Consider the following 20,945-nt stretch of genomic DNA (forward strand, 5'->3'; position numbering starts at 1 on the left):
CAAAAGCCTCTGGACGCCCGGAATCGGGATTGCTATACGGCCCCCGTGTTCCGGCGTAGCTCAGCGGTAGAGCAGTTGACTGTTAATCAATTGGTCGTAGGTTCGATCCCTACCGCCGGAGCCACTAATGCCCGCCTATCTCCTTGAAAGCCTTGGAAACAAGGGCTTGCAGTGTCCTCGAGGGTCACTTTACGGGATACATCGGGGATGCACGCAACCATGGCACTGCTGATGAAGTTGGCGAATGTCGTCAACAACAAGGGGAAACTCGTCTACGCGAGACGAATCCCGACTGACATCAAACATCTCTACCCCTCCTCCAAGGAGCCCTTCTTTCACTGCCGCCTTCGCAATCAGCAACGAGATGCGAATTTGGTTGCCGAACATGCCGCGCTCGAAGCTGCCTACGCCTGTTTGGTCGCAGATGCCCGCAGCGGCATGCCGGAGGCTTTTGGCGACTGCGGTATCGAACGCTAAAAGCAAAAAGCGTGGGGTAGCATGGAAGACCCACGAAGAGAGAGAGAAATGGGAAGACTCCCGCATTGAAGCTGAGGCATTGGTCAGGTCGGCCTTGGCGGTCAAAGGCATAGCGGGTGCCGATTTTTTTGAAGATGGTGGGGATGAGGAAAGGCGGCAAATCGTTGCGAGGGAGATCGAGCACAGCGGCGGAGACCCGTTGCTTTACCGAGCGGTGACCCAGCCAGATGCACCCCCTCCCCCGGCCACACTCGCGGATGCCGCCGGGGTCTATCGAAGAGAACGTCTTGGCGACAATGTCCGACAGGTCGATATCCTCCTCGCGGATTGCGGCAATCTCAGTGATACGTCTTTGCGATATAGGCATCGTAGTGTTTCTTCTCATGAGCGGTTGCCTTGTCCCCAAGGCAACGACGGCGCGATATCGGTCGCCGGGCGATCCGTTTCGGCGCACGAGACAGGCTCCGCATGGCTGACACGGGTGCAGCATCCGGCGCATGACCGCATCGGGCCGGTTCGCGTCACCTGGCGCGGCTGGTCTTGCCGCCGGGCGTCGGCTACGCTGGCCGCAGCTTTGCAGGAGGGAAGACATGGAGCTTGTCGCGAGAGCAACGGCGTTGGTGGGGGGCACAGTCGCCTTCCTGCGGCGCCTGGGAGCGCCGAAGCGGCAGGCTTTCGGCGCCGATCCCGAGATTCCCGCCGCGCGCGCACAGGGAATCATGACGCTCAAGATGCCGGTGGCTGAAGGCTGGAAGAACGGCCGCCTGCCGACCTGTGCCCCGGGGCTCAAGGTCAATGCCTTTGCCTCCGGCCTCGACCACCCGCGCTGGATCGAGGTGCTGCCGAACGGCGACGTGCTCGTGGCGGAATCGAAGGAGCAGGCCGGACCGCCGAAGACCCTGATGGATCACGCGGCGCAGGCGACGATGCGGCGCGTCAAGGCAATCGGCAAGAGCGCCAACCGCGTCACGCTCTGGCGCGACGCCGACGGCGACGGCGTGGCCGAGATCCGCGAGGTCTTTGTCGAGAACCAGAACCAGCCCTTTGGCATGGCGCTGGTGGGCAACCGCTTTTTCCTCGGCAATACTGACGGCATCAAGGTCTTCGACTACGCGCCCGGCGACACCGCGCTGAAGGGCGCGGGCGAAACGCTGGTCACGTTCAAACCCCATGGCCACTGGACGCGCAGCCTGCTCGCCTCGCCGGATGGCACGCGAATCTACGCCGGGGTCGGCTCCCTGTCGAACATCGGCGACCAGGGGATGGACGCCGAACAGGGCCGCGCCGCGATCTGGGAGCTGGACGTGGCGACGGGCAAGGCGCGCATCTTTGCCTCAGGCCTGCGAAATGCCGTGGGCATGGCCTGGGAGCCGGTGACCGGCAGGCTCTGGACCGTGGTCAACGAGCGCGACGGTCTGGGCGACGAGACGCCGCCGGACTACCTGACGTCCGTGCAGGACGGTGGCTTCTACGGCTGGCCGTATTGCTACTGGGGCCAGACGGTGGACGACCGGGTGCCGCAGGACCCCGCGATGGTGGCGCGGGCGATCCAGCCGGACTACGCACTTGGCGGGCACACGGCCTCGCTGGGCCTTTGCTGGATGCCCGAGGGCACCCTGCCCGGCTTCGGTGACGGCATGGTGATCGGCCAACACGGCTCATGGAACCGCTCGAAGCTGAGCGGTTACAGGCTGATCTTCGTGCCCTTCGAGAACGGCGCACCGAGCGGCCCGGCGCGCGACATCCTCACGGGCTTTCTGTCGGAGGACGAGAAACTGGCCTACGGGCGGCCGGTTGGCGTGACCATCGGGCCGGACGGGAAGTCCCTGCTGATGGCGGATGACGTGGGCGACATCATCTGGCGCGTGACCGCGGCCGGGTGAACGGGCAGGATGCGGCGATGCCGACATGCACAGCAGTTCAGCCGGCGTGATCGTCCTAGAGGGGACAGCACAGCGAACGCGGCATCGCCGAGATGTGCCGCACACGAGCACCTCAGACCCAGAGCCTCTGGAGCGCACGTAGCCGTGCCCTGGACCCCGGGGTGAGCATCGCCGCCTGGGGAACGTCCCGGTTTTAGAGGTGTCGGTTCAGGCGCCAGTTCTCGACTTGCTGCGATCCCTGAACGAAACCTCAGCCTATCTTGCTTGTTGCCCGGGATTTCGCCGAGGCCGAGACCGTTGTCGACTGCATCGCGGTGATGTACCCACCCCCCCTGATCATCTGCGACCTCACGCCGTGCCTGTCCCCGGTCACATCAGCGCGCCCCGCGTTTCATCCGTTCGGCAAAGCGCCGCTGGCGGATCGCGGTGAGCACCGGCAACACGATTGCCAGTGCCACAGCACAGAGAAGCAACGCAGAGATCGGCCGCTCGAGGAAGATCATCGGACTGCCGAACGACAAAAGCAACGCTTGCCGGAGAGAGGTCTCCATCAGAGAGGCCAGAACAAGCGCAAGAACGAGCGGCGGGCGGGGAATGCCGAACTTGATCATCGCGTAACCGAGAAGCCCGAAGACCAGCGACATCCAGACTGTCGAGATGTCGAGCGTCGCGGCATAGGCGCCGACAAGCGAGATGCCGAGGATCGATGGCGCGAGATAGACATAAGGTATGCGCAGCAGCGCCGCGAAGACCGGCGCGAGCGGCAGGTTCAGGATCAGCAGGAAGACGTTGCCGACGAACATGCTGGCGATCAGGCCCCAGACCAGCGCCGATTCCTGGGTCATGAGCTGCGGTCCCGGCCGGATGCCGTGAAGGATGAGCGCCGCCAGCAGGATGGCGGTAGAAGCGGAGCCCGGGATGCCAAGCGACAGCATCGGGATGGCCGCGCCATGGGATGCGGCGTTGTTGGCGGATTCCGCCGCCGCCACGCCGTCGATGGCTCCCTTGCCGAAGGTCTCGGGCGAGCGGCTGAACTTCCGTTCAGTGAGATAGGCGAGCAGCGAGGCGATCGACGCACCGGCGCCGGGCATGATACCGACGAAGAGGCCGATCACGCCCCCCCGAACGATCGAAAGACGGCACACAGCCCAGTCGTTCGAGGTGAGCCACATGTCGCGCAGCCGCGTGCGGATCGGCTTCACGCTTTCGATGCGTTCCAGCGAGGCCAGCACCTCGGCGATGCCGAAGACGCCGATGACCACGGGGATGAAGTCGATTCCCTTCATCAGCAGCGGCTGGTCGAAGCTGAGCCGCGGCGTTCCGGTCAGCGGGTCGACTCCGATCAGCGCGATCATCAGGCCGAGGACGGCCGCGGCCAGCGACTTGATGGGCGAGCCGCCGAGACTGCCGATGGCAAGAACGCCCAGCAGCGCGAGCAGGAAGTATTCCGGCGCGTTGAATTTCAAACCGAAACTCGCCAGCGGCGGCGCCAGAAGCGCGACAGCGGTCACCGCGCCGATCCCGGCGAGGAAAGAGCCGATCGCCGAGATCGAAAGCGCCGCCCCTGCCCGGCCCTGGCGCGCCATGGCGTTGCCGTCGACGGCTGTCATCACGCCCGAGGCCTCGCCGGGCACCGCGATCAGCACCGATGTCAGCGTGCCGCCGTACTGGCCGCCATACATGATCCCGGCGAGCATCATCACCGCCGTGACCGGCTCGAGGCCGAAGGTCAGCGGCAGCAGCAGCGCCATGCCGGCCGAGGGGCCGAGCCCCGGGAGAGCCCCGACGATCTGCCCCAGCAGAACGCCAAGAAGAATGAAGAGCAGGTTCTGCGGCTCGAGGGCCGTTGCGAACCCGAGCAGGAGTTGATCGATCATGGTCTTGTCCTCTGCCCCGCCTGATCAGAAACCGAGCGGCATCGGCAGCGGCACCGACAGCCAGTGGATGAAGACAAGCTTGACGAAGCCCGAAACGATCACGGTCGCCGCCAGCGACGGCAGCGGCCGCTGCCTCAGGATGGCGAGCAGCATCACCGCCATGAAGGCCGCAAGCGCAGGAATGAAACCGACAAGCGGCGTAAAGACCGCAAGCGCCACGAGCGCGGCGACAGTGGTGCCGACGCGGAAGGCAGCCTCCCGCGTCGGGAAATGCAGGATCACGGACTCGAACCCGCGCCACTGCGCCCATAGCAGCACGAGCGCCACCGCCGAACCGGCGATGGCGAGGATCGTGGGAAAAAACCGAGCGCCTGGCGTTATGCCGTCCCAGTGGTTCAAGCCGGCGGTTCCAAAGACGATGATGCCCGCAAGCACCAGCATGAACAGGGCCGGGATGGCCTCGACCAGACGCATGGCAGTCTCCTTCGTGACTTCGGTTCGATCCGGGGTCGTCAGTTACTTGGCCAGACCGATGCGGGTCAGCACGTCCCGGAAGGTCTGCTGGCCATCGGCAAAGTAGGTGCCAGCGTCACCAAGGGTCAGCATGTTCGCGCGGTAGAGGTTCGCGTCGAGCCACTCCTGAAACTGCGGGCTTTCGGCGGCCTTGGCGAACTTGTCGGCCCACCAGGCGGCCACCGCCGGGTCAAGCCCGGCCGGACCGCCGACACCCCAGAACTGCGTGTAGACCACGTCGACGCCCTGCTCGCGCGCGGTCGCGACATTGGCAAAGGCCTCTTCCGGGCGGCGCTCTTCCGAAAAGATCGCGAGCGGCTTGCCCGTGCCCGAAGTGATCAGCTCAAGCGCCTCGGAGAGCGTCGCAAAGTGGAGTTCCACGTTGCCGCCGAGAAAGGTCGCCCGACCTGCGCTGCCGCTTTCATGCGGGATGTAGGTCAGCGTCGTGCCACTTGCGGTCTCGAGCAGACCCGTCAGGATATGGTCGTTGCCGCCCGACGAGCCGCCGGCGACGCGCACGCGGCCGGGCGCCTCGGTGGCTGCGGCCACGACGTCCTGCAGCGAGTTCAGCGGGCTGTCCGGCGTGGTCAGCAACACCAGTTCGGACTCCGCCAGCAGCGCGATCGGGGTGATCTGGTCGATCACCGAGGGCGTGCCCTGCACGATCGGGGTCGTGAAGACCGGCGAGGCCAGCGTCAGCAGCGTGGTCTCGTCGCCCGGCAGGCCGAGCACGTGGTTGTAGGCGTTCGAGTGTCCGCCGCCCGAGCGGTTCTGCACCACGATCGCGTTCGGCACGATGCCCTGCTCGGCCATGATCTGGGCATAGGTGCGCATGATTACGTCGGGCGAGCCGCCGGCACCGGAGCCGACGGTGAATTCGATCGGGCCCTCGGGGGCGCGCATGTCCTGCGCCATCGCGGTGCCGGCGAGAAGTGCGCCGCAAAGGGCAGCCGTCCCGAAGGTGAAGGTTCGTCTCAGCATTTCAGTCCTCCCAGTGTGTCTTTGGTCGTCTTCGGTGCCATGATCGCGGCTCAGGTCTCGAGCAGCGATGCTTCGAAAAGTTCCTCGGGCGCGACGATGCGCGGGGCGAGGAACTGGTCGACGGAATAGCGGCACATGGCCGCGATTTCGGTCCGGGCCCCCGCGAACCCGTAGGGCCAGTAATCGGGGCCCATCGTGGCGCGGGTGCGCTCCATGGCGGCATTGAGCCACGGCAGGCTCAGGCGGTTGGCCGAGCCGAGCCAGACATCGCGAAGCCGCTCCAGCGCGATGTCCCGCGCGCCGCACAGCGCCTGGTAAAGCGCTCCGGCGAGCCAGGGGTGCTCTTCGGCGAGCGTGCGGCGCAGCGCGATCACGTGCATGATCGGGAAAAAGCCGGTGCGGCGGTGCCATTCCTGCTCGACCTGTTCGAAATCGGGATAGACGCGCTCGATCCGCGGGTCTCCCTCCATGAAGGCGCGCGGTGGGTTCGGCGCCAGAAGGCCGTCGATCTCGCCTGCGAGCAGGAGGTCCTGCAGCGTCTCGCCGTCGGCGATCGGCGTGATCCGCAGGTCGGGCGGTGGCGTCAGGGCGAGGCGTTCGTGCCGGATACCCTGGTCGAGCGCCCCGGTACGCCAGTGCACCTGCGTCGGCGTGACGCCGTGGTCGTCCGCCATGATCCCGCGCATCCACAGCGCGGCGGTCATCTGGTATTCCGGCACGCCGATGGCGCGGCCGGCGAAATCGGACGGGCTGGTGATGCCGCTGCCGGTGCGACGGTAGAACCCGTTGTGGCGGAACGCTCGGCTGACGAAGGCCGGAATCGCGACGTAGGCCGCATCGCCTCTGGCGACCTGCAGGATGTGGCTGGACAGCGACAGCTCGGTTATGTCGAAACGGCCTTCCTGCACGGCGATCGGAAACAGCTTGCCCGTGGGCAGGATGTGGCTGGTGAAGGCGCAGCCCGGCACCGGCACCCGACCGTCGTGAAGCGCCATGACGCGGTCATGGTCCCATGTGGCGAGGCTCAGGTTCAGAGAACCAGTCATCGCGACACCGCCGCGTCACGCCTTGTGTCGACGTATGCATCAGCAGCCAAATCTAGATTGATCATTCTCATCCCCCTGAACAATGATTTGATATGGATTGATCAAAATCAAGGGGCATGAGTGGGTGAATTCGTGTCGAGCTGCCGTATCTGAATTCCCGCATGCGTTTCAGGAAACGCTGTCACCCCCAGGCAAGGGCGCGCGACCGTCCATCCACAGTGGACCATACCGCGAGATCAGCAAAGCTGGGACCACCACGTCTGATCAAGGCGAAATAGTCTACAGGTGATTGAAACCGTGACACTTTTTGGCTCCTCTAAAGCCAGGCGCACGGTCAGTGCGCCCTTATCTTCGACCGCGCCTTCCATGACATCGCCACGGACAACGGCGCCCGAGCCTGCCGTGTGTCCGTTATGGCGATATCGCCGGGCATCAACCCGACTGGTCCGAGAGCTTGGAGGTCATTTCCGGCCTCGTGCTGATGTCGTCGCATCATATCGAGGCGGACGGCATAACCACAAACGCAGTCGTGCGCGTTTTCGACCGGGACACTCGTCCTACCCTGGGGGCACAGCCACGACCAGTTCGCTCTCGTGATCAACGGAGGACGTATTGTCCGAAAAGGGAATTCTCTCATAAAATCAGGATTGTTCGAATTGTCCTGAAGAAGGAACGGCGGTTCGCGGTCTGGATCTTGCCCATCTCGATTGCATGGGCGGCATGGTTTTGGCCGGTGCCGCAGATGCACCGCACCGGGAAGACGTCGCTGCACCCTTTGACAGGGCAAGAAGCGGCACGGAGATAGGGGTCACGGTCATCATCATGGCTGGAACCTCGTCTGCTTGCACAAATCAGACGAGGTGGAAGAAAAAACAGGATCAATCTGTATTGATCGGATGCCCGCTGCTCATTACGATGACATAAACGGCGAGCGGAGACACATCAGTGAACGGCCAGCTTCGGAGAGACCCGGACGAAGACCGCCAGGCAGAAGACCTGCACGAGGTCTCCGATCCCGCGGCGGTCGCGCAGTTGCGGTCCTACATCGCCGATCACGGTCTGGCCGCCGGTGACCGGCTTCCGCCCGAGCGTCAGCTCGGCCCCGAACTGGGCCTGCGCCGGTCGTCGCTGCGCCGGGCCTTGGAAATCCTTGTGCACGATGGCGTCCTCTGGCGCCATGTCGGCAAGGGAACCTTCCTCGCCGACGACCGCGCGCTGGCCGCGAACGACTCCCTGTCTGCCGTCGCCCGTGACATCAGCCCGGCGGACGCCATGCGCGCGCGCGCCGCCTTCGAACCCTCCATCGCCCGCGAGGCGGCGCTGCATGCCTCCGCCGCCGACATCTCGCGCCTGGAACTGATCGCCGACCGGGCGCGGCACGCAGCGACCTGGCGCGAATACGACAGTCTAGACGCCGACCTCCACCGCGCCATTGCCGAAGCGACTGCATCTCCAACCTTGCTGGCTCTGTTCGACCAACTCAATGCACTGCGCGCGATGATATCCTGGGGCAAGGCCAGACGGACAGGCCCGAGGCCGCCAGACAACCATTTGAGTTTCGCCGAGCACGACCGGATCATCGAAGCGATCGCGGCGCGCATACCCGATGAAGCCGAGGAGGCCATGCGCCGCCATCTTCAGACGGTCAGCACCCGACTCGAGGCATGAGGCTTCTGAGTTCCTCCCCGAAAATCGCAGAGTGACCCAAGCTGGGATCTGACGTCTGCTGGTCTCCAGGAACGCCGAGGTCAGGACCTGTCAAAACGCAGGAACCATGACACGACCCTCAGGGCACGCGACGAGAATCCCACCCCAGGCAAACGTGGCCGCGGACTCGTCTCCCCTCCGCAAGGCGCATCGTCACGACACGATCTGGCAAAGAACCAGGCGTTGAAGGCGCCGGGATGCCTGATCCTCGGCGGCAAACCAGCAAGGCGACCCGATACCATCCAGGCTGTGAAGGGACGCCCGACCGCGTTCCGCGACGGGCCCGTCATCTTCGCATCCATATGCACCAGGCCCTCGCAACCGGCTACAGTCCCGCGACTGCCCAGAAATGCGACGGTGCCCCCCGCTGAGCCGGGAAATCGTGGCGCAGGAAGCAACAGTCACTTGACTGGGTGCTCACTGGGGCTTTCTCTGGACCAATCAGTCGGGCTGCTGGAGCCCAACAGGCATGCACGCCTCGCGTCTGCCCGCCTTGGCGGGGCCAGTCGCGGGGCGTTCGTTTTTTGGAGCGGCGCCAGGTGCGTATCGAACTCGGCATCCTCTTCTCGCGCGAAGGAAGCTACCGGCGGATTTCCGAGGCCTGCCGCAGCGGCGCGCTTGCGGCGATCGAGGCTGTCAACGCCGACCCCGCGCTGCCGATCGAACTGGTCGCGGTCGAACGCGATCCGCAGGGCAATGTCGATCGCTACGGGCCCCTCTGCGCCGAGATCCTGCGCGACAGTTCTGCGCGGCATATCGTCGGCTGCGTCACCTCCTGGAGCCGAAAGGAAGTCATTCCGACTCTCGAGAAATGGGACGGCAGCCTCTGGTATCCCTGTCCCTACGAGGGGTTCGAGGCGTCCGACCGGGTGGTTTATGCCAATGCCTGCCCGAACCAGCACCTTCTGCCGCTGCTGTCCTGGGCCTTTCCACGTTTCGGGCGACGCGGCTATCTGACCGGATCGAATTACATCTGGGGCTGGGAGACGAACCGCGTCGCCCGCGACCTGATTGCCGAGGCCGGTGGCGAGGTCGCAGGCGAACGCTACCTGCCGCTCGGCGACGACGACGTTAGCCGGCTGATCGATGAAATCCGGGCAACCCGCCCGGATTTCATCCTGAATAACCTGATCGGCCCGTCCTCTTACCGGTTCCTCGCGGCCTATACCGCCCTTGGCATCGAGGACGCGTCTTTTTCGCCTGATCGCTGCCCCGTCTTGTCCTGCAACCTCACCGAATGCGAATTCCCGGCGCTGGGATCCGCGGCCGAGGGGATGATCGCGGCGGGGCCCTATTTCCAAACCGGCGCAGCACCTTATGGCTCGTCCTTCGAGGCCGCCACGCATGATGCGGTCCGGACACTGGCGCTCCGCCTCGCGTGCGTGGAAGACCCCGGGACGGCGTCTCTGTCCGACCTGCTGCGGGTTCCGGTGCGCGGCGGCCTGACGATCGATCCCGGGACCCATCACGCCACTTTGCCGGTGCTGATCGCACAGGTTCAGGGCGGCGCCTTCCGGGTGCTCGAACGCTGGGAGGATGTTGTCGCCGACCCCTACCTGTCGCACCGCGACCGCCGTGTTGCCGCGCCGCCGACCAGCCTTTCGGTGGTGAAATGAACAAGCGGTTGAGGATTCCCGACCTGGGCGGGGCGCGGGCGATGATCCTGCACCGCCCTCACGCGACGGTCGAGGCGCTGACCCGCCAGCTTCGCGCCATCGGCCTCGCGACCAGCGATCACTGGCCCGAGTTGCCTGCCGCGGCGCTGGGTGCCGATTATGTCTTCTTCGACACCGACATGGGCCATGACGGACAGTTCCCGTGGAAGCCTGGCGAGGCGCCGATGCCGATGATCGCATTGATCGGGTCCGAGGCGCCGGGCCGGATCGAATGGGCGCTGAGGCAGGGCGCGGACGCGCAACTGCTGAAACCCGTCGGCGACAACGGCGTCTTCTCGGCGCTGCTGATCGCGCGGCAAGCCTTCGAGTCGCGCCGCGCCTCGGGAGACGAGATCGCTGGGCTGCGGCAGCGGCTGGCAGAACGGCAGACGATCGTGCGCGCGGTGACGCTGCTAGCCGCCCGCGGCAAGACCGAGGAAGAGGCCTTTGCCCAGTTGCGCCAGTTGGCCATGGCCTGGCGCGAGACAATCGAACAGGCTGCCGCGCGGGTGGTGGCGCGTCACGCCACCGAGGGAGGCCGGGATGACCGACGCGAACTTCCCTGAAATCCGTCAGCGCGGCACGCTGGCGAGACTGGCGCAGCGCAAGCTGGCGCTGCTGGGGCTGTTCCTGATCGTGCTGACCGTGGGCGGCGCGATCCTGGCGCCCTACCTCACGAAATACGGACCCGAAGAACAGCTCTTTGACGGGTTGACCATCGAAGGCGCGCCGCTGCCGCCGGGAGGCGAGTTCTTGCTAGGCACCGACCTTCTGGGCCGCGACCTTCTGAGCCGGATCCTGCACGGCGCGCGCACCTCGCTCATCATCGGGGTTGTGGCGAACGGGCTCGCGCTGATCATCGGCACCGTGGTGGGCGTGACGGCGGGCTATTTCCGGGGATGGATCGGCAGCGTGCTGATGCGCTTTACCGACCTCATGATGGCCTTTCCCGCGCTGCTGCTGGCCATCTGCCTTGCCGCGATCTTTCAACCCTCGCTGTGGATCGTGGCGATGGTGATCGCCATCGTGAACTGGGTCCAGACGGCGCGCGTGCTGTATACCGAGACGACCTCGCTGGCCGAGCGCGAGTTCATCGCCGCCGAGCGCGCGCTGGGTGCAGGGCACATGCGCATCCTGTTCCTGCACATCCTGCCGCATCTCGTGCCGACCATCATCGTGTGGGGCACGCTGGGCATCTCGACCACGGTGCTGCTCGAGGCGACGCTCAGCTATCTCGGCATCGGCGTGCAGCCGCCGACGCCGTCCTGGGGCAACATCATCTTCGAGAACCAGACCTATTTCCAGGCGGCGCCCTGGCTGGTCTTCTTCCCGGGCGTGGCCATCCTGGTGCTGGCGCTGTCCTTCAACCTGGTCGGCGACGCCCTGCGCGACGTTCTCGACCCGACGCAGCGGGGGCGTGACTGATGACGGCCTACCTGATCCGGCGGCTGGTGCAGGCGGTGCTGATCCTGCTGGGCGTCTCGCTCATCACCTTCTTCCTGCTTTATGCCCTGCCCGCCGACCCGGTGCGCCAGATCGCCGGGCGGTCGGCCACCGCCGAGACGGTCGAGAACATCCGCCGGCAGCTGGGCCTCGACCAGCCCTTCGTCGTGCAATACTGGCGCTACCTGACCGGCCTTGTGCAGGGCGATCTCGGGCGGTCCTACCTGCAGAAGACCGATGTCTCGACGCTGATCGCCGCGCGGCTTCCAGCAACGCTGCTGCTGATGGCTGGCGCCATCTTCTGCGAGCTGATGCTGGGTCTGACCATGGGCATCATCGCGGCGCTGCGGCGCGGCACAACCACGGACAACGCGCTGATGATTACCAGCTTCATCGGCGTATCGGCGCCGCAATTCGTGGTCGGGCTGCTGCTGCTCTATGTCTTCGCGGTCAAGCTGGGCTGGTTCCCGATCGGCGGCTACGGCACCTTCGCGCACATGGTTCTGCCCTCGATCACGCTCGGCATCCTGGGCTCTGGCTGGTATTCGCGCATGATGCGCTCGTCGATGATCGACGTGCTGCGGCAGGATTACATCCGCACCGCCCGCGCCAAGGGGCTCAGCCGCCGCCGCATCCTTCTTCGCCACGCGCTGCCCAACGCCATCCTGCCGATCGTCGCGATGATCGGCATCGACATCGGCATCTTCATGGGCGGCATCGTCGTGGTCGAAAGCGTGTTCGGCTGGCCGGGGATCGGCCAGCTGGCCTGGCAGGCGATCCAACGCGTCGACATCCCGATCATCATGGGCGTTACGCTGGTCTCGGCCTGCGCCATCGTCCTCGGCAACCTGCTTGCCGATGTCGTCACCCCCTTCATCGACCCCCGGATCCGGGTGCGATGACAAAAAACCAACCAACAGGAGACAAGACCATGAAAAGACTGCTGACCTCGACCGCGCTTCTTGCGGCGCTCGCGCTGCCGGCAACGGCGCAGGAATATACTGCCGACCCGAACGCCAAAGCGGGCGGCGGGATCGTCGTCACCTACAAGGACGATGTCGCGACGCTCGACCCGGCCATCGGCTACGACTGGCAGAACTGGTCGATGATCAAGTCGCTCTTTGACGGGCTGATGGACTACGTTCCCGGCACGACGGAACTGCGCCCCGGCCTTGCCGAGAGCTACGAGATCTCCGACGACGGCATGACCTTCACGTTCAAGCTGCGGTCTGGCGTGACGTTCCACAACGGCCGCGAGATGACGGCCGACGACGTGAAATACTCGCTCGACCGCGTGACCAATCCTGTCACCCAGTCGCCCGGCGCGGGCTTCTTCGGGTCGATCGCCGGCTATGACGCGATGTCGGATGGCTCGGCCACCAGCCTGTCGGGTGTCGAGGTCGTCGATCCGATGACGGTCAAGATCACGCTGTCGCGTCCCGACGCGACCTTCCTGCATGTCATGGCGCTGAACTTTGCCTCGGTCGTGCCGAAAGAGGCGGTCGAGGCCGCAGGCGACGATTTCGGCAAGCAGCCCGTCGGCACCGGCGCCTTCAAGCTGGCCGAATGGACGCTGGGCCAGCGGCTGGTGTTCGAGAAGAACGCCGATTACTGGCGCGACGGCGTGCCCTATCTCGACACCGTGACCTTCGAAGTCGGCCAGGAACCCATCGTCGCCCTGCTGCGCCTGCAGAACGGCGAGGTCGACGTGCCCGGCGATGGCATCCCGCCGGCGAAGTTCGTCGAGGTCATGAGCGATCCCGAGCAGGCCGCGCGCGTCGTCGAGGGCGGCCAGTTGCACACGGGCTATATCACGATCAACGTGAACACTCCGCCGCTCGACAACGTCAACGTCCGCAAGGCCATCAACATGGCCATCAACAAGGATCGGATCACCCAGATCATCAATGGCCGCGCGGTGCCCGCGACCCAGCCGCTGCCGCCGTCGATGCCGGGCTATACCGAGGGTTACGCGGGGTATCCCTTTGACCCCGACGGCGCCAAGGCGCTTCTGGCCGAGGCGGGTCTGGCCGACGGATTCGAGACCGAGCTTTACGTGATGAATACCGACCCGAACCCGCGGATCGCGCAGGCGATCCAGCAGGACCTTTCCAACATCGGCATCAAGGCGTCGATCCAGAGCCTCGCGCAGGCCAACGTGATCGAGGCCGGCGGCACCGGGACCGCGCAGATGATCTGGTCGGGCGGCATGGCGTGGATCGCGGACTTCCCCGATCCGTCCAACTTCTATGGGCCGATCCTCGGTTGCGACGGGACCGTGGAAGGCGGCTGGAACTGGTCGAAATACTGCAACGAGGCGCTCGATGCGATGGCGGTCGAGGCCGACAGCATCACCGATCCTGCCATGGCGGGCGATCGCATGGCGAAATGGTCCGACGTCTACATGGGCGTCATGGCCGACGCGCCCTGGGTGCCGGTGTTCAACGAACAGCGCTATACGATGAAGTCCGCCCGCATGGGCGGAGCGGACGCGCTGTATGTCGATCCGGTGTCCATCCCGGTCAACTACGACTATGTCTACGTGACCGAGTAAGACGATGTGCAAGGCCTGCGACTACACGATCCACGGCGCGCAGCACCATTTCGGCTGGGACAATTCCAATATCCCGGCCGAGACGGTGGCGCCCGGATCGACCATCCTCTTTCATTGTCATGACTCTTCGGCGGGCCAGCTTGGCCCGTCGTCCACCGTCGAAACCGTCAAGACCCTCGATTTCGGCAAGATCAACCCGGTCTCGGGACCGATCTACGTCGACGGGGCGCAACCCGGCGACGCACTCAAGATCACCATCGACAGTTTCGCGCCCTCGGGTTGGGGCTGGACGGCGAACATTCCCGGCTTCGGGCTGCTGGCCGACCAGTTCACCGAGGCCGCACTGACGCTGTGGAAGTACGATCCCGACAGCATGGAGCCCGCGCTTTGGGGCACGCAAGGCAAGGTCCCGCTCAAGCCCTTCGCGGGCACGATCGGCAACGCGCTGGCAGAACCGGGGCTGCACTCGATCGTGCCGCCGCGGCGGGTGGGTGGCAACCTCGACATCCGCGACCTGACGGCCGGCGTCACGTTGTATCTGCCGGTCGAGGTCGAGGGTGCGCTGTTCAGCGTCGGCGACACCCATGCCGCGCAGGGCGACGGCGAGGTCTGCGGCACGGCCATCGAAAGCCCGATGGACGTGGTGTTGACCCTGGACCTGGTGAAGGGAGCGAACCTGAAGACGCCGCGCTTCACCACGCCAGGGCCGGTCACGCGGCACCTGGACGCCAAGGGCTACGAGGTGACGACCGGCATCGGGCCGGATCTGATGGCGGCATCGAAGGACGCGGTATCGAACATGATCGACCTGCTTTGCGCCCAGCACGGCATGGCGCCGGTGGATGCCTACATGCTGGTCTCGACCTGCGGCGATCTGCGGATCTCCGAGATCGTCGACATGCCGAACTGGGTGGTGTCCTTCTACTTCCCGCGCTGCGTCTTCGAATGACGGCGCTTGCGGAAAAGCGTTCCGGGGCCATGGCGGCCCCGGAACAGGAAACGGTGCTCTCGGTCGAGGGGCTCACGATCTCGGTCCGCACCGAGGCGGGCCTGCGTCCGCTGGTCAGCGACATGAGCTTCACGCTGGGGCGCGGCCAGACGCTGGCCATCGCGGGGGAAAGCGGGTCGGGCAAGTCGATCACCTCGCTTGCCATCATGGGGCTTCTTCCGCCGCCGGCCGTGCGGGTGACGGGCGGGCGCATCCTGCTGGGCCAGACCGATCTGACTGCTCTGAACGACGAGGCCATGCAGGACATCCGCGGCAACCGCATCGCGATGATCTTCCAGGAGCCGATGACCTCGCTCAACCCGGTGATGACCATCGGACGACAGCTGACCGAGGCCATCGAGGCGCACGAGTCCATGAGCGCTGTCGAGGCGCGGTCCCGCGCGCTGGACGCGTTGCGCGCGGTGCGCATCTCGGAACCGGAACGGCGACTGCGGCAGTATCCCCACGAACTGTCCGGTGGCATGCGTCAGCGTGTGATGATCGCCATGGCGCTGGCCCTGCGCCCTGACGTGCTGATCGCGGACGAACCCACGACTGCCCTCGATGTGACCGTTCAGCGCGAAGTGCTGGACCTGCTGCGCGACCTGCAGCGCGATCTGGGCACCGCGATCATCCTGATCACCCATGACATGGGCGTGGTGGCCGAGATGGCCGACCACGTCATCGTCATGCAGTCGGGCCGCATGGTCGAACAGGGCAGCGTCGAGCAGGTTTTTGCCGCCCCCGCCGAGGACTACACCCGCGCGCTTCTGGCAGCGGTTCCGCGGATGGGTCGCGGCGCCGCGACCCCGGCTGCGCCCCGGGCATCCCAGCCACCGGTCGCGCGCCTGTCGGATGTCGAAGTCACCTTCGATTTGCGCAGCGGTCTTCTGGGCCGCGTCACGCACCATGTCCACGCGGTCGCCGGCGTCAGTTTCGACATCCGCAAGGGCGAGACCTTTGCCCTGGTGGGCGAAAGCGGCTGCGGCAAGTCCACCATAGCAAGGGCGATGGCCGGCCTCGTCCCTTTCCGCGGCGGTATCGAGATCGGCGGCAAGCGTGTGGACGGCACAAGGGCAGACCTGTTGGCCACGCGACGCGAGGCGCAGTTGGTCTTCCAGGACCCGATGGCCGCTCTTGACCCCCGCATGCGGGTCGGTGACCTCGTGGCCGAACCGCTGGTCATCCACCGCATCGGCACACCCGAAAGCCGTCGCGCCAAGGTCTTCGACCTGTTCGAGCGGGTCGGCCTGACGCGCGAGCATGTCGACCGCTATCCGCACGAGTTCTCGGGCGGTCAGCGCCAGCGCATCTGCATCGCGCGCGCCCTTGCCCTCGATCCGAAGCTGATCATCGCCGACGAAAGCGTCTCGGCGCTGGACGTGTCGGTGCAGGCGCGGGTTCTCGACCTGCTGAAATCCCTCAAGGACGAGTTCGGCGTCTCCTACCTGTTCATCTCGCACGACATGGCCGTGGTCGAAAACATCGCGGACCGCGTCGCCGTGATGTATCTCGGCCAGATCGTCGAGATGGGGAGCCGCGCACAGGTCTTTGGTTCGCCGATCCACCCCTACACAAGGCGGCTGATCGACGCCGTGCCGGTCCCCGACCCGCGCCACCAGCGCAAGCCGCTCGAACGGCTCGCCACCGAGGTGCCGAGCCCGGTGCGCAGGGTTGGCGACAGTCCCGCCCGGCTTCCATTGCGCAACGTGGGAGACGGTCATCTTGTCGTCGACTGGCAGCAGGACGGGATACCGACGTGACCACCGACGCCGAACAGCCCCCGCACCAAAGGGTGTACTTTCATCAGGGCACGGACCGGAGGCAAAGTCGGTGCCTCCGGATCCCGAGTTGCGCCCTTTGTGCTGATGCTGACCTGCGGGCAGCAAGATGGCGCGCAAACGACGGCAAGGACTGCTGCACTGTCCGGGTCACGCGGCGATCCCGGCCTTGGCGGCAGAAACCGCAATTGCGAAAGCCGTTCCGCCTGACTTCCGGTCCTTTCGTTCAGCCTTTGCTGACCTGGAAGCCCCCAAGTACCGATGCGAGGTTCTTGCCCAGGCTTTCCGAAAGATAGCCACCCTCCTGCACGAACAGAACCGGCAGCCCGGCGGAAGCGATCCGCGTACCAATCCGTCCGAACCCGTCCTGCGTGATCGCGAGCCCCTTGAACGGGTCGTCGATCGACGCATCCAGACCCAACGCCACGACCAGCACATCGGCACCGAAATCCGCAACCCGCGCCAGCGCCGTGTCAAGCGTCGCAAGATAGGCATCGTTTCCCGTGCCACGCGGCAGCGGCAGGTTGAGGTTCGCGCCCAGGCCCTCGCCTTCGCCCCGTTCATGCGCATGGCCCCAGAAGAAGGGGTAGAAGCGCGCGGGATCGGCGTGGATGGACACGGTCAGCACGTCGCCTCGGCGGTAGAAGATGCCCTGAGTGCCATTTCCGTGGTGCACGTCCACGTCCAGCACGGCCGGGCGCATCCCTGCCTTGCGCAGACGCTCGGCAGCGATGGCCGCGTTGTTGAGGAAACAGAACCCCCCGGCGAGATCGGCAAAGGCATGATGGCCCGGCGGTCGACAGAGGGCATAGGCGACGCCCTCTCCGCCGATGACCAGATCTGCCCCCGCGATGGCGCTCTGCGCCGCCCAGTAGGCCGACTCCCACGTATGTTCCGCGATCGGGCAGGCGGTATCGGCCTGATGGTATCCCGCCTGCCCGATCGCGGACAGCGGGTAGCTGTCGGTCCGGTTGGCCGGGTGGATGTTCGGAATGACCTCTGGCGCGGCGCCCTCGATACGGCTCCATCGCCCGTGGATCGTGCGCAGGAAGGTCAGATACTCGGCCGTATGCACCGCCGCAATCGGCACGAGGCCCGCGTCGTCCGGTTCCGTGAAGACGCATCCCGCATCCTCGGCCGCGGCCTTGAGGACACCGATGCGCGCCGGCTGTTCCGGGCTTTGCGACACCACGCCGTTCGCCATGAAGTTCTTGGGGTCGTGTTTCCACTGCCGCGCATCGAAAATCGCTTTCATGTCATCCTCCGCAACCTTTGAAATCCCTCGTCGGTCAACACCATCAGCGTCTCGCCAGCGGCAGGCTCGAACCCGAGCCGTCCATAGAAGGCGCGCGCCGCATGGTTGTCGTCATGGACGGACAACCGCATGAACCGCGCGTCCCAGTCCTGCCCCGCAATCTCCGCCGCGCTGCGCAACAGCGCGAGGCCAAGACCCCTGCCCCGCTGGCCCTCGCCGACCCAGACGTCCGAGACATAGAGACCCGCCCCGCCCCGCACCGTCGAAAAGAGCGGCGTGAACAGGATGATGCCCGACAGCCCACCCGACCCCTCGGCAACGCAGGCGCGGGCAAAACCCGACGCGCCGAACAGCGCCCGTCCCAGATCGCTTGCCACGGTCCGGTGCGGGTCTCCGAGTTCGCGTGACAGAGCGGCCAGCGCCGCGTCGAGCGCGCGCAGATCAGCCTCCACGACGGGTCTGATACCGAATTTTTCCACGGGTCAGATCGCCGTCCGGTCCGCGCCCTTGAGCCCCAGGATCTCGCGCGCCTCGGCGGGCGATGCCGGCTCGCGCCCGAGGTCCTCGACGATCCGCCGGATCTTGGCGACCTGGTCGGCGTTGCGCCTGGCCAGCGTGCCGCGCGAGATCATCAGGCTGTCCTCGAGGCCCACCCGAACATGCCCGCCCATCGCCGCCGACATGGTCGTCAGCGGGATCTGGTGGCGCCCCGCGGCAAGGACGGAAAAGGCATAGTCATCTCCGAACAGCTTGTCCGCGATGCGCTTCATGTGCATCAGGTTCTCGGGATCGGCGCCGATCCCGCCCAGAACGCCGAACACGAACTGGATGAAATAGGGCGGTTTCATCAGGCCACGGTCGGCGAAGTGGCGCAGCATGTAGAGATGGCCGACATCGTAGCATTCGAACTCGAACCGCGCGCCGCGGTCCTGCCCCAGCTGGATCAGGATCGTCTCGATGTCCCGCGGCGTGTTCTTGAACACAAGGTCGTCCGAGTTTTCCAGGAACGGCTTTTCCCAATCGTATTTCCAGTCATGGATGCGCTCGGCTGCGGGATAGAGGGCAAAGTTCATCGTCCCCATGTTCAGAGAGCACATTTCGGGTTCGGCGGCCTTCGGCGCAGCGAGGCGTTCCTCGAGCGCCATGATCGCGCTGCCGCCGGTCGTGATGTTGAGAACCGCGTCCGAGGCCTGCTTGATCCGCGGCAAGAAGGCCATGAAATGCTCGACCGTGGCCGAAGGACGCCCGTTCTCGGGGTCGCGGGCGTGAAGGTGCAGGATCGCGGCGCCGCTTTCGGCGGCCTCGATCGCCTGTTGGATGATGTCTTCGGCGGTAACGGGCAGATAGGGCGACATGGACGGCGTGTGGATCGACCCGGTCACGGCGCATGTGATAATGATCTTGGACATGGGATGCGGTCCTCAGGCTGTCGCGACAAGCGACGGCGCGATCTCGTCGGCGAACTGGGAAAGGGCACCGTCGAGCAGCCCCATGATCTCGTCGATCTGGGTCTCGGTGACGATCAGGGGCGGACAGACGAGGAAGTGATCGCCTTCATACCCGCCCCTTGTGCGGCGGGAATAGACGATCAGCCCGCGTTCGTAGGCGATCTCGACCAGCCGGGAATGGGCGTTCAATTCCTTCGGCAGCGGGCGCATGCTGGCGCGATCCGAGACCAGCTCGAATGCCAGTAGCAACCCCTTGCCCCGGACGTCGCCGATGAAGGGATAGGTCTCCATCAACCCGTCCAGCCGGGACTTCAGCAGCGCCCCCATCGTCGCAGCGTTGGCAACAAGGTCCTGCCGCTCGATCTCGTCCAGGACCGCCAGCCCTGCGACGCAGGCCAGAGGGTTGCCGGCATAGGTGAAGCCGTGCAGGAAGCCCCCGGAATCGAGCACCGTCTCGACGATGTCGCTGCGGGCGACGGCCGCCCCCAGAGGCATGTATCCCGCCGCGAACCCCTTGGACAGCACAACGAGGTCGGGCACGATCCCCCAGTGCTCGGCCGCGATGAAGGCGCCGGTGCGGCCGGCCCCGGACATCACCTCGTCGTAGATCAGCAGGATCCCGAACTCGTCGCAGATCTCGCGGATCCGGGCATAGTAGCTGTCGGGCGCAACCAGCGCCCCGGTCGAGGCGCCGCCGACCGGTTCCATGATGAAGGCCAGAACGCTTTCGGGCCCCTGTCGCAGGATCTCGTCCCGCAGATACTCGGCATATTTCAGTCCGCGCGCCGCCGGGTCGAGATTGTCGCGGTCAAGATAGCAGGTCGGCGCGGGGATCTTGGGCATTTCGCGCATCATCGGGGCAAAAGGCACGGTCAGCGGATCGTAGCCGGTCACCGCCAGCGCGCCCAGCGTGCAGCCATGATAGGAGGGATGGCGCGAGATGACCTTCCAGCGGGTTCCCTCGCCGCGGGCCACCGCGTATTGGCGCGCGAGTTTCATCGCACTTTCGACGGCCTCGGACCCGCCCGAGACGAAGAACACGCGGTCCAGCCCCGCCGGCATCCGGCGCGCCGTCTCGGAGGCCAGCCGCTCGGTCGGCTCGGACTGGAAGTGCAGGCGGTACCCGAAGGTCGCCTTTTCCATCTGCCGGCGCATCGCCTCAAGCACGCGCGGGTTGGAATGCCCGATATTGGACACCATCGCACCGGAACTGCCATCGATGTAACGCTTGCCGGTCACGTCGTAGAGATAGATCCCCTCACCCCGGTCCAGCATCGGACGCGGCTGGCGCGACTGGTAGAAGAGGTTGGAGACGGGAGCGGTGGGCATCGCTTTGC

18 protein-coding genes and 1 tRNA gene are annotated in these 20,945 nt (G+C 65.6%); 11 read left to right on the top strand and 8 right to left on the bottom strand.

The window, feature by feature from the left end; translation table 11 throughout:
• Nucleotides 1–49 precede the first annotated feature (49 nt).
• The 3 genes from KB874_RS00460 (at nucleotide 50) to KB874_RS00470 (ending at nucleotide 2,360) form a co-directional block, all read left to right on the top strand.
• A tRNA-Asn gene (locus KB874_RS00460) sits at nucleotides 50–124 on the top strand.
• A gap of 95 nt (nucleotides 125–219) precedes the next feature.
• A complete protein-coding gene (locus KB874_RS00465) occupies nucleotides 220–477 on the top strand; it encodes a hypothetical protein (protein WP_212534568.1) in 258 nt (85 codons plus the stop codon).
• 590 nt (nucleotides 478–1,067) lie between these two features.
• A complete protein-coding gene (locus tag KB874_RS00470) occupies nucleotides 1,068–2,360 on the top strand; it encodes a PQQ-dependent sugar dehydrogenase (RefSeq protein ID WP_212534569.1) in 1,293 nt (430 codons plus the stop codon).
• Nucleotides 2,361–2,734: 374 nt separating this feature from the next.
• On the opposite strand, the gene KB874_RS00475 is transcribed toward KB874_RS00470, so the two are convergent.
• Genes KB874_RS00475 through KB874_RS00490 form a run of 4 tightly spaced genes read right to left on the bottom strand, consistent with a single transcriptional unit; the run spans nucleotide 2,735 to nucleotide 6,777 of the window.
• Entirely contained in the window at nucleotides 2,735–4,237 is a 1,503-nt protein-coding gene (locus KB874_RS00475) for a tripartite tricarboxylate transporter permease (protein ID WP_212534570.1), read from the bottom strand.
• Nucleotides 4,238–4,261: 24 nt separating this feature from the next.
• Entirely contained in the window at nucleotides 4,262–4,711 is a 450-nt protein-coding gene (locus tag KB874_RS00480; RefSeq protein ID WP_212534571.1) for a tripartite tricarboxylate transporter TctB family protein, read from the bottom strand.
• A gap of 42 nt (nucleotides 4,712–4,753) precedes the next feature.
• Entirely contained in the window at nucleotides 4,754–5,731 is a 978-nt protein-coding gene (locus KB874_RS00485) for a Bug family tripartite tricarboxylate transporter substrate binding protein (protein WP_212534572.1), read from the bottom strand.
• A 50-nt stretch (nucleotides 5,732–5,781) separates the two neighbouring features.
• Nucleotides 5,782–6,777, bottom strand: a complete 996-nt coding sequence (locus tag KB874_RS00490) for a substrate-binding domain-containing protein (protein WP_212534573.1) — start codon at nucleotides 6,775–6,777, stop codon at nucleotides 5,782–5,784.
• Between the two features lie 945 nt (nucleotides 6,778–7,722).
• Here KB874_RS00490 and KB874_RS00495 point away from each other — a divergent pair.
• From KB874_RS00495 to KB874_RS00530, 8 genes are all read left to right on the top strand, one after another.
• A complete protein-coding gene (locus tag KB874_RS00495; RefSeq protein WP_346346493.1) occupies nucleotides 7,723–8,445 on the top strand; it encodes a FadR/GntR family transcriptional regulator in 723 nt (240 codons plus the stop codon).
• Between the two features lie 578 nt (nucleotides 8,446–9,023).
• Nucleotides 9,024–10,100: a transporter substrate-binding protein gene (locus KB874_RS00500; protein WP_346346494.1), complete on the top strand. Its 1,077-nt coding sequence runs from the start codon at nucleotides 9,024–9,026 to the stop codon at nucleotides 10,098–10,100.
• Nucleotides 10,097–10,705 carry an ANTAR domain-containing response regulator gene (locus KB874_RS00505; RefSeq protein WP_212534575.1) on the top strand — a complete coding sequence of 203 codons (609 nt, stop codon included), beginning with the start codon at nucleotides 10,097–10,099 and terminating at the stop codon, nucleotides 10,703–10,705. The genes KB874_RS00500 and KB874_RS00505 overlap by 4 nt, the downstream gene beginning before the upstream one ends.
• On the top strand, nucleotides 10,683–11,564 hold the full coding sequence (locus KB874_RS00510; protein ID WP_212534576.1) for an ABC transporter permease: 882 nt from the start codon (nucleotides 10,683–10,685) through the stop codon (nucleotides 11,562–11,564). The genes KB874_RS00505 and KB874_RS00510 overlap by 23 nt, the downstream gene beginning before the upstream one ends.
• The gene (locus tag KB874_RS00515; protein ID WP_212534577.1) at nucleotides 11,564–12,484 is read left to right on the top strand and encodes an ABC transporter permease; all 921 of its coding nucleotides are present in this window, start codon (nucleotides 11,564–11,566) and stop codon (nucleotides 12,482–12,484) included. The genes KB874_RS00510 and KB874_RS00515 overlap by 1 nt, the downstream gene beginning before the upstream one ends.
• A 29-nt stretch (nucleotides 12,485–12,513) precedes the next feature.
• A complete protein-coding gene (locus KB874_RS00520) occupies nucleotides 12,514–14,136 on the top strand; it encodes an ABC transporter substrate-binding protein (RefSeq protein WP_212534578.1) in 1,623 nt (540 codons plus the stop codon).
• 4 nt (nucleotides 14,137–14,140) lie between these two features.
• Entirely contained in the window at nucleotides 14,141–15,085 is a 945-nt protein-coding gene (locus KB874_RS00525) for an acetamidase/formamidase family protein (protein WP_212534579.1), read from the top strand.
• 29 nt (nucleotides 15,086–15,114) lie between these two features.
• The gene (locus KB874_RS00530) at nucleotides 15,115–16,887 is read left to right on the top strand and encodes an ABC transporter ATP-binding protein (RefSeq protein WP_249200199.1); all 1,773 of its coding nucleotides are present in this window, start codon (nucleotides 15,115–15,117) and stop codon (nucleotides 16,885–16,887) included.
• A gap of 244 nt (nucleotides 16,888–17,131) precedes the next feature.
• Here KB874_RS00530 and KB874_RS00535 read toward each other — a convergent pair whose 3' ends face one another.
• The 4 genes from KB874_RS00535 to KB874_RS00550 are packed head-to-tail and all read right to left on the bottom strand — an operon-like array spanning nucleotide 17,132 to nucleotide 20,937.
• Entirely contained in the window at nucleotides 17,132–18,160 is a 1,029-nt protein-coding gene (locus KB874_RS00535; RefSeq protein WP_212534581.1) for a histone deacetylase family protein, read from the bottom strand.
• Nucleotides 18,157–18,612, bottom strand: a complete 456-nt coding sequence (locus tag KB874_RS00540; protein WP_212534582.1) for a GNAT family N-acetyltransferase — start codon at nucleotides 18,610–18,612, stop codon at nucleotides 18,157–18,159. Before KB874_RS00540 ends, KB874_RS00535 begins: the two co-directional genes overlap by 4 nt.
• Before the next feature lie 30 nt (nucleotides 18,613–18,642).
• Complete coding sequence (kce, locus tag KB874_RS00545) at nucleotides 18,643–19,569, bottom strand: 3,5-dioxohexanoate:acetyl-CoA acetone transferase (RefSeq protein WP_212534583.1); 927 nt, start codon at nucleotides 19,567–19,569, stop codon at nucleotides 18,643–18,645.
• 12 nt (nucleotides 19,570–19,581) lie between these two features.
• Nucleotides 19,582–20,937: an aminotransferase family protein gene (locus tag KB874_RS00550; protein ID WP_212534584.1), complete on the bottom strand. Its 1,356-nt coding sequence runs from the start codon at nucleotides 20,935–20,937 to the stop codon at nucleotides 19,582–19,584.
• Between the last annotated feature and the right edge of the window lie 8 nt (nucleotides 20,938–20,945).

This window comes from Thetidibacter halocola (assembly GCF_018224955.1).
GTDB lineage: Bacteria > Pseudomonadota > Alphaproteobacteria > Rhodobacterales > Rhodobacteraceae > Thetidibacter > Thetidibacter halocola.

Excerpts from the sequence above, each read along its gene's own strand:
- KB874_RS00465 (WP_212534568.1), top strand. The coding sequence starts at position 220 with ATGGCACTGCTGATGAAGTTGGCGAATGTCGTCAACAACAAGGGGAAA.
- KB874_RS00470 (WP_212534569.1), top strand. The coding sequence starts at position 1,068 with ATGGAGCTTGTCGCGAGAGCAACGGCGTTGGTGGGGGGCACAGTCGCC.
- KB874_RS00475 (WP_212534570.1), bottom strand. The coding sequence starts at position 4,237 with ATGATCGATCAACTCCTGCTCGGGTTCGCAACGGCCCTCGAGCCGCAG.
- KB874_RS00480 (WP_212534571.1), bottom strand. The coding sequence starts at position 4,711 with ATGCGTCTGGTCGAGGCCATCCCGGCCCTGTTCATGCTGGTGCTTGCG.
- KB874_RS00485 (WP_212534572.1), bottom strand. The coding sequence starts at position 5,731 with ATGCTGAGACGAACCTTCACCTTCGGGACGGCTGCCCTTTGCGGCGCA.
- KB874_RS00490 (WP_212534573.1), bottom strand. The coding sequence starts at position 6,777 with ATGACTGGTTCTCTGAACCTGAGCCTCGCCACATGGGACCATGACCGC.
- KB874_RS00505 (WP_212534575.1), top strand. The coding sequence starts at position 10,097 with ATGAACAAGCGGTTGAGGATTCCCGACCTGGGCGGGGCGCGGGCGATG.
- KB874_RS00510 (WP_212534576.1), top strand. The coding sequence starts at position 10,683 with ATGACCGACGCGAACTTCCCTGAAATCCGTCAGCGCGGCACGCTGGCG.
- KB874_RS00515 (WP_212534577.1), top strand. The coding sequence starts at position 11,564 with ATGACGGCCTACCTGATCCGGCGGCTGGTGCAGGCGGTGCTGATCCTG.
- KB874_RS00520 (WP_212534578.1), top strand. The coding sequence starts at position 12,514 with ATGAAAAGACTGCTGACCTCGACCGCGCTTCTTGCGGCGCTCGCGCTG.
- KB874_RS00525 (WP_212534579.1), top strand. The coding sequence starts at position 14,141 with ATGTGCAAGGCCTGCGACTACACGATCCACGGCGCGCAGCACCATTTC.
- KB874_RS00530 (WP_249200199.1), top strand. The coding sequence starts at position 15,115 with ATGGCGGCCCCGGAACAGGAAACGGTGCTCTCGGTCGAGGGGCTCACG.
- KB874_RS00535 (WP_212534581.1), bottom strand. The coding sequence starts at position 18,160 with ATGAAAGCGATTTTCGATGCGCGGCAGTGGAAACACGACCCCAAGAAC.
- kce (WP_212534583.1), bottom strand. The coding sequence starts at position 19,569 with ATGTCCAAGATCATTATCACATGCGCCGTGACCGGGTCGATCCACACG.
- KB874_RS00550 (WP_212534584.1), bottom strand. The coding sequence starts at position 20,937 with ATGCCCACCGCTCCCGTCTCCAACCTCTTCTACCAGTCGCGCCAGCCG.